13 protein-coding genes and 1 pseudogene are annotated in these 13,305 nt (G+C 65.3%); 9 read left to right on the top strand and 5 right to left on the bottom strand.

The features are described 5' to 3' along the window. Position 1 precedes the first annotated feature (1 nt). Both EU800_RS01885 and EU800_RS01880 read right to left on the bottom strand, forming a co-directional pair. Positions 2-610, bottom strand: a complete 609-nt coding sequence (locus EU800_RS01885) for a hypothetical protein (protein ID WP_129627943.1) — start codon at positions 608-610, stop codon at positions 2-4. A gap of 33 nt (positions 611-643) precedes the next feature. Beyond that, complete coding sequence (locus tag EU800_RS01880; RefSeq protein ID WP_129627941.1) at positions 644-1,591, bottom strand: hypothetical protein; 948 nt, start codon at positions 1,589-1,591, stop codon at positions 644-646. Positions 1,592-2,018: 427 nt separating this feature from the next. Here EU800_RS01880 and EU800_RS01875 point away from each other — a divergent pair, with 427 nt between their 5' ends. The 9 genes and pseudogenes from EU800_RS01875 to EU800_RS29065 all read left to right on the top strand — a co-directional run. Further along, entirely contained in the window at positions 2,019-2,642 is a 624-nt protein-coding gene (locus EU800_RS01875; RefSeq protein ID WP_129627939.1) for a ParA family protein, read from the top strand. Positions 2,643-3,056: 414 nt separating this feature from the next. Beyond that, positions 3,057-3,842, top strand: coding sequence for a DeoR/GlpR family DNA-binding transcription regulator (locus EU800_RS01870; protein WP_207209829.1), 786 nt, complete (start codon positions 3,057-3,059; stop codon positions 3,840-3,842). Continuing rightward, entirely contained in the window at positions 3,835-5,442 is a 1,608-nt protein-coding gene (locus EU800_RS01865; RefSeq protein ID WP_129627935.1) for a sugar ABC transporter ATP-binding protein, read from the top strand. Before EU800_RS01870 ends, EU800_RS01865 begins: the two co-directional genes overlap by 8 nt. Then, positions 5,439-6,419 (top strand): ribose ABC transporter permease, encoded by a 981-nt coding sequence (locus EU800_RS01860; protein WP_129627933.1) that lies wholly within the window; start codon positions 5,439-5,441, stop codon positions 6,417-6,419. The genes EU800_RS01865 and EU800_RS01860 overlap by 4 nt, the downstream gene beginning before the upstream one ends. Before the next feature lie 54 nt (positions 6,420-6,473). Beyond that, on the top strand, positions 6,474-7,415 hold the full coding sequence (locus tag EU800_RS01855) for an ABC transporter substrate-binding protein (protein WP_129627931.1): 942 nt from the start codon (positions 6,474-6,476) through the stop codon (positions 7,413-7,415). A gap of 101 nt (positions 7,416-7,516) precedes the next feature. Further along, positions 7,517-7,825 (top strand): hypothetical protein, encoded by a 309-nt coding sequence (locus EU800_RS01850; protein WP_129627929.1) that lies wholly within the window; start codon positions 7,517-7,519, stop codon positions 7,823-7,825. Between the two features lie 165 nt (positions 7,826-7,990). Beyond that, positions 7,991-8,284: a hypothetical protein gene (locus tag EU800_RS01845; RefSeq protein WP_129627927.1), complete on the top strand. Its 294-nt coding sequence runs from the start codon at positions 7,991-7,993 to the stop codon at positions 8,282-8,284. A gap of 65 nt (positions 8,285-8,349) precedes the next feature. Further along, on the top strand, positions 8,350-9,750 hold the full coding sequence (locus EU800_RS29070) for a mechanosensitive ion channel domain-containing protein (RefSeq protein WP_165354531.1): 1,401 nt from the start codon (positions 8,350-8,352) through the stop codon (positions 9,748-9,750). A 15-nt stretch (positions 9,751-9,765) separates the two neighbouring features. After that, positions 9,766-10,302: pseudogene (locus EU800_RS29065) on the top strand (hypothetical protein); the annotation flags it as partial. An 81-nt stretch (positions 10,303-10,383) separates the two neighbouring features. Here EU800_RS29065 and EU800_RS01830 read toward each other — a convergent pair. Genes EU800_RS01830 through EU800_RS01820 form a run of 3 tightly spaced genes read right to left on the bottom strand, consistent with a single transcriptional unit; the run spans position 10,384 to position 13,302 of the window. Then, positions 10,384-11,337: a LysR family transcriptional regulator gene (locus EU800_RS01830; protein WP_129627921.1), complete on the bottom strand. Its 954-nt coding sequence runs from the start codon at positions 11,335-11,337 to the stop codon at positions 10,384-10,386. Next, on the bottom strand, positions 11,334-12,293 hold the full coding sequence (locus tag EU800_RS01825; RefSeq protein WP_129627919.1) for an ABC transporter ATP-binding protein: 960 nt from the start codon (positions 12,291-12,293) through the stop codon (positions 11,334-11,336). The genes EU800_RS01830 and EU800_RS01825 overlap by 4 nt, the downstream gene beginning before the upstream one ends. Then, positions 12,286-13,302 (bottom strand): ABC transporter ATP-binding protein, encoded by a 1,017-nt coding sequence (locus EU800_RS01820; protein ID WP_129627917.1) that lies wholly within the window; start codon positions 13,300-13,302, stop codon positions 12,286-12,288. The genes EU800_RS01825 and EU800_RS01820 overlap by 8 nt, the downstream gene beginning before the upstream one ends. Positions 13,303-13,305: the final 3 nt, after the last annotated feature.

Genomic DNA, 13,305 nt, shown 5'->3' with positions numbered 1-13,305 from the left:
TTCACGCGAGAGCGACTTCCGGGCGGTACCCCGCCGTGAGCACGGCGAGCGTCGGGCGCGGCGTGAGCACGGTGACCCGGCGGTCTGGGCCGCGCGGCCGGCGCGCGCCATAGCCCTCCGGCGCGAACCGAAGGAGCGCTCCGTCCCAGAGCAGCGCCGCGCCGGCCTCGAGCAGCACGAAGGCGCCGTCGGGAAGGGTGGCGAGATCCGCCTCAATGCGGATTTGGCTGCGATCGCGCCGCACCCGAGCAGCGTGCAAGACACGGTCGATCCCCTCAGCCTTCGGGCGGGATCCGTAGGCGGCCTCCCAAGCGTCGCGGAAGGCCGCATACGCGTCGCGGCGGCATTCGGCGCAGGGGCGGTGCCCGGCGGCCAGCGCTACGGCCTCGTCGAGGAAGAAGAGCTGCGTGTAGCGGTTCGGGGCCATGATCGTCTGCTGCCGGCCACGAAAGGCGATCGCGCAGCAAATCCAGTGTGGATGGCGCCAGCGGGCGACGCCGAGACGCTGCGACGCGTCGTGCAGGCAGCCACGATTGCCCATGAAGCGCCCACGCGCCGGCAGGGACACGATCTCACCGGTCGGCAGGACACGGTTCTGGAGAGGGCGCATCCGATCCTCCGGTAAGACGGCTCTCCCTTGTTCCTACGCGGCCGGTGCGCGCAGGTCACGGTCCGTTTTCCGCCTGCTGATGCGTCGACGGGACAGGAGCAGCACGCCGCCGCCGCTCATCATCAGCAGCAGGCCGGACGGAAGCGGTACGGCAAAGGCGACGGATTGCTCCGGGAGGAGCGAAACCAGCGGGCTGAAATCGGCCTCCGGGAAGAGGCTCATGTCACCGTCGAGGCCGGTGAAGACGGGGTTGATATCCGCGCCGGAAAGCATCTCCGAGCCGAGATCGAGGGTGAACGAGGAGGTGTCGTGGAAGATCAGCCGGACGGCGCCGGAGACATCGTCCTCGCGGAGATCGGAGCGATGACCGGAGAGTTGGAGGCTGTCCGCGCCGAGGCTGGCCGCGAGCGGGGTGGCGGAGCGTCCGAGAGCATAGGCGGTCAGTCCGTCGGCGAGGTAGGCGGTCAGGTATTCGCTCTGGCTGGTCGGGTCGGCGCCGGATGTGGTCTCGCCGTCGATGTCGTAAAGGACGAGGTCGAGTTCGGCGAGGCTCAGACTCTCGGCGAAACTGCCCGACCGCGCGCCGGTGCCGTCGAAGAAATCGAAGGTGAGACGCAGTCCGTTCTCCATGTCGTTGGTGTGTCGCCCGTAATAGAGCAGGCCGAGATCGTCGTCCGGCGCGGCAGCGGTGGCTCCGTAATTCGGGATGTAGCCCGGGTCTCCCGCGTCGCTTCCATGCGGCGCGCGCCGCCCGAAAATGGTCTGTTTCTTCAACTGCGCGGTGATCCGGAGATCGACCGTCTTGCCGCTCTCCGTCGCGACATTGGTGAATTCGATCGTCCGGGACCGGGCAACCGCGCCGAGTGTCGAGCTGCCGTCGAGCCGGGTGAGCGGGTCGTCGAAATGCAGCGGCACCGCGAGGGCGGCTTGCGACAGCAGGAGGAGGGCGGGCAGGGCGGAGAACAGGCGTATAGACAACATCGGGACACTCGGATTTGCGCAGGCCACAGACCGTCCGGACGGACTCGGCGCCTTGATTCAGGTTGCAGGCGTAGCCATCCTGCGCGGCAGAAACGTGGCGGCGTGCGGGCGCAGTCCCGACAACTGCGCGGTCATGCCGTGGCGCGTTCGCGTATCGCGACAGTTACCGCCGGGGAAGGAGAACGGTCGCGACGGTTGCGACAACCATAAGAGGTTGCATACTGGATGCGTCTGGAAATTCCACGGGTTGAAGCCGCTCCCGCATGGGATCAGGACGAAGTGCAGGGTCAGGCAAGTGACCGTCCGGATCGCGGTGGAGGCGCGGGCGTTTTCCGGGTCGCCCGGCGAGGTGCCCGAGACGCGCGCGGCGCGGGACTCCCCGCAGGTTTCCGCGGCGAAGGGACAGGATCGAAGAGGTGACGGGCAGATGAAGACAGTATTGATCGCCAACCGGAAGGGCGGTTGCGGCAAGACCACCACCGCGATCACGCTGGCGGCGGCGCTGGCCGAGGGCGGTTGGAAAGTGGCGTTGGCGGATGCGGACCTTCAGAAGTCGACCACCCGCTGGCTAAAGCGTCGACCGCGACAGGCGACGCGGATCCTGCATCTCGACTGGTCGTCGCACCGCTCGCTGGGTGACGTGCCCAAGGGCGTCGACTGGGTCGTGATCGACGCGCCCGGTGCGCTCTACGACGACGACTCGCAAATGCTCGTGGCCGAGGCCAAGGCGGTGATCTGCCCGGTGATGCCGTCCTTTTTCGATGCCGACAGCACGAAGCGGTTCCTCAAGGATCTCCACGACATCAAGCGGATCCGCAAGGGCAAGGTGGGAATCGAGCTTCTGGCCAACCGGGTGAAGGCGCGCGGACGGGCCAATGCGCGGCTCGATGCCTTTTTTGAAAAGGTCGGTCAGGCGCCGGTGGCACGGATCACCGAGCGCGTGGCCTATGGCGACCTGGCCGAAGAGGGGCTGTCGATCTTCGACAAGGGTCAGGCAGCCTACCGGCCGATGCGGGAACAGTGGACGCCGCTGATCCGGGCATTGGTCTGACCGGCGCGGGCGCTCGCGCCAAGGATGCTGGAGTGGGCCAATTTCTGCCTGTCGCGAATGACAAAAAGCGTCCGGTTTTTCCGTTGAGGTCCTGGGGAGCCAAATTCCCGCCGGGCGAGCTTTGCAAGGACCGCACAGCGCCGTCCCGTTCCGACCGCCACTAAGCTGTCCCTCGTCCGGGAAATCGGCGTGCAGGCTTCTTTTTGCCGGTGTCGCGGCTTGGCCGTGGAGGCGGACTTTCGGACAGCGTTCGCACGTTGCCCATCTGAGAGATTTCGCTTACCGGTGATGAAATTTTCTTAAATCCTCGGATTTGCTCTCGAGGATTTGCAAGAATTATCACTATTAGAGGAATTTTATTGCATTCCGAGTAAATATCATCATCCTCCGGCACGAGAGAGAGGCCGAGTCGTGATGGATCTGCATCGACAAGAAGGCATTCTGAACTTGCTGGCGCAGCGGCCCTTTCTGACGGTTCGCGAGCTGCAGGCGGAGATGGGGGTTTCGGCTGCCACCATCCGGCGGGAGATCGACAAGCTCCACGCGAAGGGATCGATCAAGAAGGTCCATGGCGGCATCGCACGCCTCGGGAATTCCGGGATGTATCAACGCGCCGTCGCGCGGCCCTTCGTCGAGAATCTCGACCTCCATGTTGCGGAAAAGACTGCCATTTCCAGGGAAGCGGGCAAGCTGGTCCGGGATGGAAGCATCATCCTCGTGCATGGCGGCTCGACCTGTTTCCACTTCGGCCGGCATGTCGCCAGGCGCAACATCCGGATCCTGACCAACTCGATGCCGCTGGCGGCCTATCTGTCGGAAAACGGGACCTGCCAGCTCACGGTGGGAGGCGGAGACCTGCATCGTGAACCCGGGATCCTGTTCGATCCGCAGGTTCGGCAGCGCAACCTCTTCGCATCGCAGTTCTTTGTCGGGGCCCTTCGGGTCAGCGAACGGGGATTGCTGGAGGCCAACCCGCTTCTGGTGCAGCACACGCGCGAGATGGCGGCCGTCGCGACCGAAGTGATCGTTCTGGTCGACAGTCACAAGTTCGAGGATCTGCATCCGAAGGTCGCGCTGACCTTCGACAAGGTCGATCGCCTGATCACTGACGACGGGCTGGCGGACCGGGACGCAAAAATGCTGGAGGATGCGGGCGTGGATGTCATCGTTGCCGAAACGGGGAGGGATGCGCATGGCTGACGGAGCGTCTCCTGCAAACACCGCCCCCGCACTGGAAATGCGCGACATCAGCAAGACTTTCGGGTCCGTCCGCGCCCTGCGGGACGTTTCGATGGTTGCCTATGCCGGCGAGGTGCACGCCCTGATGGGCGAGAACGGCGCCGGCAAGTCGACGCTGATGAAGATCCTCTCGGGCGCCTATTCTCCGGACCATGGCGGGCATGTGCTGGTCGAGGGCACCCCGCTGCCGCCGGGAAACCCCAAGGAGGCGCGGGCGCGCGGGGTCGCGGTGATCTATCAGGAACTGTCGCTGGCGCCCAACCTGACCGTCGCAGAAAACCTGTTCCTGGGCGAAGAGATCTCCCGCGGCTGGCGGGTCGACCGGCAGGAGACCCTGCGCCGGACAAAGGTCGTCCTAGACCGGCTGGGCGTGGATTTCGCCCCCGACACCATCGTGTCGCGCCTGTCGCTGGGTGAGCGCCAGCTTGTCGAGATCGCCCGCGCGATGGCGGGCGACTCGCGGATCATCGTGATGGACGAGCCGACGACCTCGCTGTCGAACCACGAGGTGAGCAAGCTCTTCGACGTGATCGCCGGGCTGAAGGCCGACGGCATCGCCATCCTCTACATCTCGCACCGCATGAACGAGGTCTACGCCCTGGCGGACCGCTGCTCCGTGCTGCGGGACGGAACCTATATCGGGACGCTCGAGCATGACGAGATCGACGAGGCGCGGCTGCTGAAGATGATGGTCGGGCGGGACATCTCGAGCTTCTACGCGAAGGATCACTCGGAGCCGGACCCGAACCGGAAGGTGGTGCTGCGGGTCGAGAACATGGCCGATCGCAAACATGTCCACGGCTGCAGTTTCGAGGTGCATGAAGGCGAGGTTCTGGGAATTGCCGGGCTCGTCGGATCCGGGCGGACCGAGCTTGCCCGCCTGATCTACGGCGCCGACCCGTCACAAACGGGCAAGGTCTTCATCGGCGACACGGAGGTCACGCCGAAATCCCCGCGCGAGGGTCTCGAGAACGGGATTGTCTATCTCACCGAGGACCGAAAGATCCTCGGACTGTTCCTTGAGATGTCCATCGCGGACAATATCGGCATCTGCGTGCTGGACCAGGATGCCGGCCGAGGCGGCGTCCGGGATCTCGGCGCGACGTTGAACCGGGCAAAGGCTGCGGTGAAGGCGCTCGACATCCGCACGCCCTCTGCCACGCTAAAGGTCGGCGCCTTGTCCGGCGGGAACCAGCAGAAGGTTCTGCTGGGACGCCTGCTGGAACTGAAGCCACGGGTGCTTCTGCTCGATGAACCGACCCGCGGCGTCGATGTCGGGGCGAAGTCGGAGATCTACCGTCTGATCGACGGCCTGGCCCGGCAGGGCCTGGCGGTCGTGATGATTTCGAGCGAGCTGCCCGAGATCGTCGGCATGGCGGACCGCGTGCTGGTCATGCGCGACGGGCAGATCGTCGGCACGATCGCCCGCACCCGGGACCGACCGATCACGCAGGAGGCCATCATGGCCTTCGCCACCCATTCCAAGAGTGTCGCGGGGCAGGCGACCGACCCGCAGGGCGATTCCAACATTCAACCGACAATCGAAGGACCGTCAGCATGAGCGACGCAACCGCGGCAGCAGCAACCAGACGCGACCGGCTGAGGGCGCGCTTCTTTGCGCTCGGCATGCTGCCGGTGCTGATCCTCCTGGCGGTCGCCTTCGAGCTGCTCACCGGCAAGTTCATGTCGACCGTGAACTTTTCCATCGTTCTGCAGCAGGCCTCGATCAATATCGTCCTTGCCGCCGGCATGACCTTCGTGATCCTGACCGGCGGCATCGACCTGTCGGTCGGCTCGATCCTGGCCGCCTCGGCGATGGCTGCGGTGATCTTCTCGACCTATACGCTTGGCGGCGTTCTGGGCGTCACGATCGGCCTTTTGGTGGGGCTGATCTTCGGGCTGGCCAATGGCGGGCTGATCGCGACGTTGGGGCTTCCACCCTTCATCGTGACGCTCGGATCCCTGACGGCGGTGCGCGGCGTGGCACGGCTGATGGGGGACGACACCACCGTCTTCAACCCCGAACTTCCGTTCGAGGCGATCGGCAATGGCGGGCTGTTCGGTGTGCCATGGCTGGCCATCATCGCGCTCACCATCGTTCTGCTGTCCTGGTTCATCCTCAAGCGGACGATCCTCGGGACCTGGATTTACGCGGTCGGCGGCAATGTCGAGGCTGCCCGGCTCGCCGGCATCAAGGTCTGGGTGGTGCTGCTCTTCGTCTACGCCTTCTCCGGCCTCTGCGCCGGGCTCGGCGGGGTGATGTCGGCAGCGCGGCTCTATGCGGCCAACGGGTTGCAGCTCGGACAGGCCTACGAGCTCGATGCCATCGCGGCGGTCATCCTCGGCGGCACCAGCTTTGTCGGCGGCGTCGGCTCGATCTGGGGCACCTTGATCGGTGCGCTGATCATCGCGGTGCTGTCGAACGGACTGATCCTGACCGGCGTGTCCGACATCTGGCAATTCATCATCAAGGGGCTGGTGATCATCATCGCGGTCACGCTCGACCGCTACCGGCTCAAGGGAACGTCCAACACCTGAACCGATCCCGCCCCGACACGGAACGACCCCATAAATCGCATAAGGGAGGTAACCATGCGTACAATCAGTAAACTCCTTCTTGGCTCGGTTGCGGCACTGGCGATCACGTCCAGTGCCCAGGCCGAGGAGAAGCTCAACAGCATCGGCATTTCGGTCGGCCTGCTCGGCAACCCGTTCTTCGTCGCCACGATCAACGGCATCGAGGACGCGGCCCGGAAGATCAATCCGGACGTGGAAGTGATCTCGGTCTCTGCCGACTATGACCTGAACAAGCAGGTCAACCAGATTGACAACTTCATCGCCGCCGGCGTCGATGTCATCATGCTGAACGCCGTGGACGCCAAGGCCATCGCGCCGGCCGTGATGCGCGCCAAGAATGCCGGCATCGTCGTCTCCGCCTTCGACGTGTCCGCCCCCGGCGCCGACGTCACGGTGATGACCGACAACGTCGCGGCCGGTCGCAAGGCCTGCCAGTACATCGTCGACAACATCGGCGGCGAAGGCAACGTCATCATCATCAACGGCCCGGCCTCGTCCTCGATCATCGACCGCGTCGAAGGCTGCAAGGAAGTCTTCTCGGCGAATCCTGGCATCACCATCCTCTCCGACGACCAGAACGGTCAGGGCTCGCGCGATGGCGGTCTGGACGTGATGCAGGGTCTGCTGACCCGCTTCGACGATATCGACGCCGTGTTTGCGATCAACGATCCGACGGGCATCGGCGCCGAGCTGGCCGCCAAGCAACTGAAACGGGACGGCTTCATCATCACCGCGGTTGACGGTGCCCCCGATATCGAGGTTGCGCTCGCCACCGACGGCTCGCTGATCAAGGCGTCGGCCAGCCAGGACCCGTATGTCATGGCCGGGATGGCGCTTGATATGGCCAACCAGGTTCTCAATGGCGAAACGCCCGATCCGAGCACGGTTCTTCTCGATCCGGAGCTGATCACGGCCGAGAATCTGGACACCTATAACGGCTGGACAGCGGCCCGCTGATCCGGCGTCGGGCGGCCGCAAGCGCGGCCGTCCGAACCCTGCATGACGTCAGCCTGACCACGCTGTTCCTCTCCGATCGGCTGGAGCGGATCCACGGCAACATGACCAGGGATTCTTTCGCGCCATTCTGGAGCGAATGCGAGGATAGCTTCCTCACCGATCCGCCCAACGCTGACATCTCGGTTCTCGATACGGGTACTCTGCGCCAGACGGTCGTCGTGCCGCAGAATTCGGCCCTCGAGAGCGGCGGTCTGCACAACACCGTAACGATCATCGACGGCGAAATGCCGGTGCTGGTGGAAAGCGTGCCGGTCTTCATCGACATCATCGGCATGCCCCTGACGCCACTGTCCGTCGCCGGAGTTCCGGCGCGCCGTTCTCTGATGGCAAGTGCGCGGCGCCGGCCATAGTGGTGTCCGACTCTCCCGCCGACCCGGCGGCCTGCCGTCTTCCGGCGCATCGTCTCCTGACGTCATTCCGGACCGGGGAAATCGAACGGTGCCGACTGAGGCGGGAGACCGCCCGATCCGCTCGCTGGTCAGTTCAGCTTTCCCTCTGGGAAAGGGATTTCCGCAATGGATGAAAGCGTTGTGAAAGACACGGTCGATCCCGTCCTGACCGCGGTTGGAACGACCGTGGTGTCGGGCCTGGAAGATTTCGGCCTGCTTGTTCTGGTGCTTCTGATCACGGTGCACGGCTGGTACATGGCCGGACTCTCGAAGCTCTTCGCAACGCGCTTCGCGCGGTTCGAACCCGGCGCGAGCGGTCAGCGAACCTTCCGCTCATTGGCGGTCGGGAGCCGCAGCCGCGGCAATTTCAGCTTGCGGCGCACCCTTTCCTTCGAAACTGTCGATCCGAACGGATATTGAAAATGCGCGCTTCTTCACATTTCGGATGGACAAGGTGCCTGCTCAGCGCCGCCTCGGCCGCGACGATGAGACTCGCGGCCCTGTTGCTCATGTCGGCAATCGCCGTGGCTCAGGAGGCGCCTTCGGAGGCTGGCGCCGATCCGGGACAGGCGTCGGCCGGCGCGGTGGTTGGCCCGCAATATGGTTTGGAGACGAGCAGTCCTAGGGGCGTGATCGCAAGCTTCCAGCGGCTGAGCGCCGAGTTCGAAGCTGCGATGACCGCCTACAAGACGGCGCATGACCGCCAGAGCGCGGACCGGATCGCGCTGGTTCTGGACCAGTGGCTCTCGCTGATCGACCTGTCCCAGGTTCCCGAGGCGACGCGCCGCGAGGTCGGGGCGGAGACCGCGACCTATCTTCTCGACATCTTCAACCGTGTCCCGCTGCCGGCGCTCGACACGGTGCCGGATGCCACGGCCTTCAAACCCGGAAGCCCCGCCGCCTATGCCGTGCCGGACACGCCCTTCCGCATCGTCCGGATCGCGGACGGGCCCCGGCAGGGCGAGTTCCTGTTCAGCCAACACACGGTGAATTCGGCCCCGCAATTCTACAGGACGGTCGAAAACCTTCCGCTTCATACCCCCGGACCAGTTCGCTCGTGGGGGTCGGAGATCCGCCAGTTCACCGGGCCGATGGTTCCGGTCGCACTGGCCGATGCGGTGCCGGAAAAGCTCAAGCGCCCGGTCCTCGGCACACCGATCTGGAAGATCGTCGCGTCTGTCCTCCTGACGGCGATATCGGTGCTCATCCTTCTTGCCTGGAACCGCGCGACAACGCATCCCGACTGGGGCGGTCGGGTCGGCGAGCGCTGGCGCCTTCTGCTGAGCCCGCTGGCCGTGCTCCTCGCCGGCCTCGGCCTGCGCTATTTCCTCTCCGGCCAGATCATCGTCGCCGGAACGTTCGCGGCGGTTACGTATGCCGGCCTGACCGCGGTGATCTATCTGGCACTCGCCTGGACCTTCTGGGTCCTGTTGCTGGCTATCTTCGAGACGGCAATTTCCAGAAGCGCACTGCCCGAGCAAAATTTCGACGCCCACATGCTGAGGCTGATCGCCCGGATCATCGGCATAGTGGGCGGCATCGTGATCGTTGCCTATGGCGCGCAAGATATCGGCCTGCCGGTGTTCAGCCTGCTGGCCGGCCTCGGAATCGGCGGGCTTGCCATCGCCCTCGCGATCCGGCCGACCCTGGAGAATCTGATCGGCGGGTTCATTCTCTACCTCGACCGGCCGATCCGCGTCGGAGATTTCTGCACCTTTGGCGACCGGAGCGGGACGGTCGAGAGCATCGGCATCCGATCTACCCAGGTCCGGGCCAAGGACCGGACGATGATCACGGTGCCCAACGCCCAGTTCGCAGACATGCAGATCGTCAACTGGGCGCAATGCGACCGCATGCTGATCAGCCAGACGATCGGGCTGCGCTAAGAGACCGACGAAGATCAGCTGCGATACGTGGTGGCGAAGCTGCGCGAGATGCTCATCGGTCATCCGCGGATCGACAGCGACACAGTGCGCGTCAGGTTTTCGAATTTCGGCGCGTCCTCGCTCGATATCGATATCCGGGTCTATGCCGTGACCCGCGAATGGAACGACTTCTTTGCGATTAAGGAGGATGTCCAGTTCAGGATCATGTCGATCGTCGAGCTGTCCGGCACGGGGTTCGCCTTCCCGTCGCATACTCTCTATCTGGGCAGGGACGATGGGCTCGACGCCGACCGGTCTCGCGACGTCAAGCGGGAGGTTTCGGCCTGGCGGCGGAAACAGGAATTGCCGTTTCCGAATCTCCCGGGAGACCGTCAGCGTCAGCTGGACGGGAAACTGAGCTACCCGCCGCCCGGCTCTCCGGATTTCAACGTGACGGCGGAGGAACTCGAGGACGCCGGAGGCGAGCCGCTCTCGGCGGCGGCGCCGCCGCTGGAGGAAAGCGAACCGCTGTCCAAGGGCACGGACACATCCGGAGAGACCGACAAGAAATAGCGGCCCGGCCGGGATGCATCCGGCGAGTTCGAGTGGCCGCTGATCGCCGCGCCGCGATTTCCCCTCAGCTTCAACTTGATGTCAGACGTCGGATCTGGGGCGGGGCATTTGCGCGAGCCCTTCCGCCTCAAGGGTCTCCAGCAGGGCGACCTCGAGCGGCGTCATCAGGCGTTCGCCGTCTACAAGCGAATACACCTCGACCACGGGCGGCGGGACATCGAGCGGGATCTGCCAGAGACGGTAGCCGTAGCGCGCCGCGTGGCCGCGCGACATGCAGCCGATGGCCGTGCCGCTCTCGATGAGTTCCACGAGATCCACGATCCCGGTCGCCGCGGCGATGAAGCGCGCCCCGATCCCGTTCTGCATCCGGAACCGTGCCACGGCGGACAAGGCTCCGGCCATCTGGTCTTCCTCGAAGCCGACGACGTCGGAGTCCGCGAGGAGGGCGGGGTCTGCCACCTGCTGGCGATAGAGCGGATGTTCGGGGCCGCAGAAGACGCCGAACTCCTGTGGCGTGAGCGGGAGGGCCTTCAGACGCTGGATCGTCGGGTCGATGCGGGTGCAGAGCCCCAGCGACGAAACCCGGTGCAGGAGCGCCTGGGTCACCTCCGCGCAGGGGACCGATCGGAGGGAGAACGTGACGCCCGGGTGCTGATTGCGGAACTCGGCCAGCACGGTCATGATCCGGTCCATTTCGAGATGGCTGGAGCGGTGGATCACGACATTGCCGGAGAGCTGGAGGCCGTCGCTCGCGTCGATATTGTTGAGCCGGACGACGCCGCCATAGATCTCCAGCGCCTCGCGATAGACCGCCTCGCCTGCGCGGGTCACCACGAAGGTCTGCCCCGAGCCGCGTTCGACCAGCCTGAGCTCGAGCCGTTCCTCGAGACGCCGGAGCGCGGCGGAGACCGATGGCTGCGTGACGTTGAGCCGTGCCGCCGCGCCGGTGATCGAGCGCTCCTGCACGATCACCATGAAGGTACGAAGAAGGTTCCAGTCGAGTTGCACCGCCAGGCGGTCAAGGCGAAAGCTCATTCAGGCGCGGGTCCCAAGGCGAAGTGACATCTTACCACCCGACCGTCCTCCAGTCCGATCTCCGGCGGTTCCTCGACATTGCATACGCCCTTTTTCGCGATCGGACACCTGGTGTGAAAGGCACAGCCCTTCGGAAGCGCGGTCGGGCTGGGAATGTCTCCCTGCAGGCGGATCCGGTCGGGACGTCGCTTTGCTTCCGGGACTGGCACGGCGGAAAGCAGCGCCCTGGTGTATGGATGGGCCGGCGCATCGAACACGCGGCTCACCGACCCCATTTCGACGATACGCCCCAGATACATCACGGCGACGGTCTGGCACAGGAAACGGACCACCGCGAGGTTGTGCGAGATGAAGAGCTGCGTCATCTCCGGCCGGGCCTCGTGCAGGCGGCGCAGGACGCGGAGGATCTGTGCCTGAACCGAGACATCGAGCGCCGAGGTGGGTTCGTCGAGGACCAGCAGGTCGGGGTCGAGCGCCAAAGCGCGGGCGATGCAGACCCGCTGTTTCTGGCCGCCGGACAGCTCGTGCGGGAAGCGGTCGTGAAACTGCGCCGGCAGGCCCATCGACTCCAGCATCCCGGCCACCTTTTCGTTGAGCGCCCGGCCGCGGAGGGAAGTGTTGAGGATCAGCCCCTCGGCGACGGCGCGCCGAATGGTCATGCGCGGATTGAGGGAGGAATGCGGGTCCTGAAACACCATCTGGGCCCGCGAGCGCAGCTTGCGCATCTGGGGGCCGCGAGCCTTTGTGACGTCGAGATCGCCGATCCGGATCGCGCCCGATGTCGACGGCACGAGGCGAAGCGCCGCCTTGCCCACCGTGGATTTTCCCGACCCGCTCTCGCCGACCAGTCCCATCGTCTCGCCAGCCGAGAGCGTCAGGGTGACCCCGTCCACCGCGCGGACGGTCTGTCCGGACGCGACCGGGAAATGCACCTTCAGGTTGTCGATCTCAAGCATGGTTCAGATCCTTCGTCGCGGCGACGGCCGGCGTGACTGCGCCCGGGCGCAGGACGCAGGCGACCGAATGGCGCGGCGCGATCTCCGCCAGCGGGATCGGCGCGTCGCATTCGGGGCGGCGGAAGGTGCAGCGGCCGGCAAACCGGCAGCCCGGTGGCGGGTCGAGCAGGTCGGGCAGGTTGCCGGGGATACTCTCGAGGTCATCGGCCGGCCGGAAGGGGTGGGGCAGGGCGCCCAGAAGGCCCTTGGTGTAGGGATGCACGGGGGTCTCGAAGATCTCGCGGATCGGGGCGTCCTCGACGATCTTTCCGGCATACATCACCGCCACGCGCGAACATACCTGCGCGACCACGCCGAGATCGTGGGAGATCATGATCATTGACAGATTCATGTCGTCGACGAGTTCCGCCATCAGGTCGAGGATCTGCGCCTGGATCGTGACGTCGAGCGCCGTGGTCGGCTCGTCGGCGATGAGGAGCTTCGGCCGCGCTGCCAGCGCCATGGCGATCAGGATCCGCTGGCGCATGCCGCCGGAAAGCTCGTGCGGGTAGGAATTGAACTGCCGCAGCGGGTTCGGCAGGTGCACCTTCTCCAGCATGTCGAGCGCGATCTCCCGGGCCGCCTTGCGGTCGATGGCGCCACCATGCTGGGCGCGGATCGCGTCCACGAGTTGGGTGCCGACCTTGAAGACCGGGTTCAGGTAGGTCATCGGGTCCTGGAAGATCATTGCCACCTGGCGCCCGCGCACCTGGCGCAGGGCGCGGTCGGTAAGGCCGAGAAGCTCCATTCCGTCGAGCTTCACCGAGCCTTGGGTGATCCGCGCCGGCGGGCTCGGCACGAGGCCGAAGGCGGCGCGGGTGAGCACGGACTTGCCGCATCCCGTCTCGCCCACGAGCCCGAGCGCCTCGCCGGGCTTGAGGCTGAGGCTCACGTCGTCGATGGCGTGATAGGTGCCGTCGAACGTGTCGAACACCAGCGAGAGGTTCCGGATGTCGAGCAGCGAGTCCATGTC

The organism is Tropicimonas sp. IMCC6043 (genome assembly GCF_004146235.1).
In the GTDB taxonomy this organism is placed as follows: domain Bacteria; phylum Pseudomonadota; class Alphaproteobacteria; order Rhodobacterales; family Rhodobacteraceae; genus Tropicimonas.
This window is presented reverse-complemented; position numbering and strand designations above follow the sequence as displayed.

Coding starts and splice junctions, on each gene's coding strand:
- EU800_RS01885 (WP_129627943.1), bottom strand. CDS start 610: ATGCGCCCTCTCCAGAACCGTGTCCTGCCGACCGGTGAGATCGTGTCC.
- EU800_RS01880 (WP_129627941.1), bottom strand. CDS start 1,591: ATGTTGTCTATACGCCTGTTCTCCGCCCTGCCCGCCCTCCTCCTGCTG.
- EU800_RS01875 (WP_129627939.1), top strand. CDS start 2,019: ATGAAGACAGTATTGATCGCCAACCGGAAGGGCGGTTGCGGCAAGACC.
- EU800_RS01870 (WP_207209829.1), top strand. CDS start 3,057: ATGGATCTGCATCGACAAGAAGGCATTCTGAACTTGCTGGCGCAGCGG.
- EU800_RS01865 (WP_129627935.1), top strand. CDS start 3,835: ATGGCTGACGGAGCGTCTCCTGCAAACACCGCCCCCGCACTGGAAATG.
- EU800_RS01860 (WP_129627933.1), top strand. CDS start 5,439: ATGAGCGACGCAACCGCGGCAGCAGCAACCAGACGCGACCGGCTGAGG.
- EU800_RS01855 (WP_129627931.1), top strand. CDS start 6,474: ATGCGTACAATCAGTAAACTCCTTCTTGGCTCGGTTGCGGCACTGGCG.
- EU800_RS01850 (WP_129627929.1), top strand. CDS start 7,517: ATGACCAGGGATTCTTTCGCGCCATTCTGGAGCGAATGCGAGGATAGC.
- EU800_RS01845 (WP_129627927.1), top strand. CDS start 7,991: ATGGATGAAAGCGTTGTGAAAGACACGGTCGATCCCGTCCTGACCGCG.
- EU800_RS29070 (WP_165354531.1), top strand. CDS start 8,350: ATGAGACTCGCGGCCCTGTTGCTCATGTCGGCAATCGCCGTGGCTCAG.
- EU800_RS01830 (WP_129627921.1), bottom strand. CDS start 11,337: ATGAGCTTTCGCCTTGACCGCCTGGCGGTGCAACTCGACTGGAACCTT.
- EU800_RS01825 (WP_129627919.1), bottom strand. CDS start 12,293: ATGCTTGAGATCGACAACCTGAAGGTGCATTTCCCGGTCGCGTCCGGA.
- EU800_RS01820 (WP_129627917.1), bottom strand. CDS start 13,302: ATGGACTCGCTGCTCGACATCCGGAACCTCTCGCTGGTGTTCGACACG.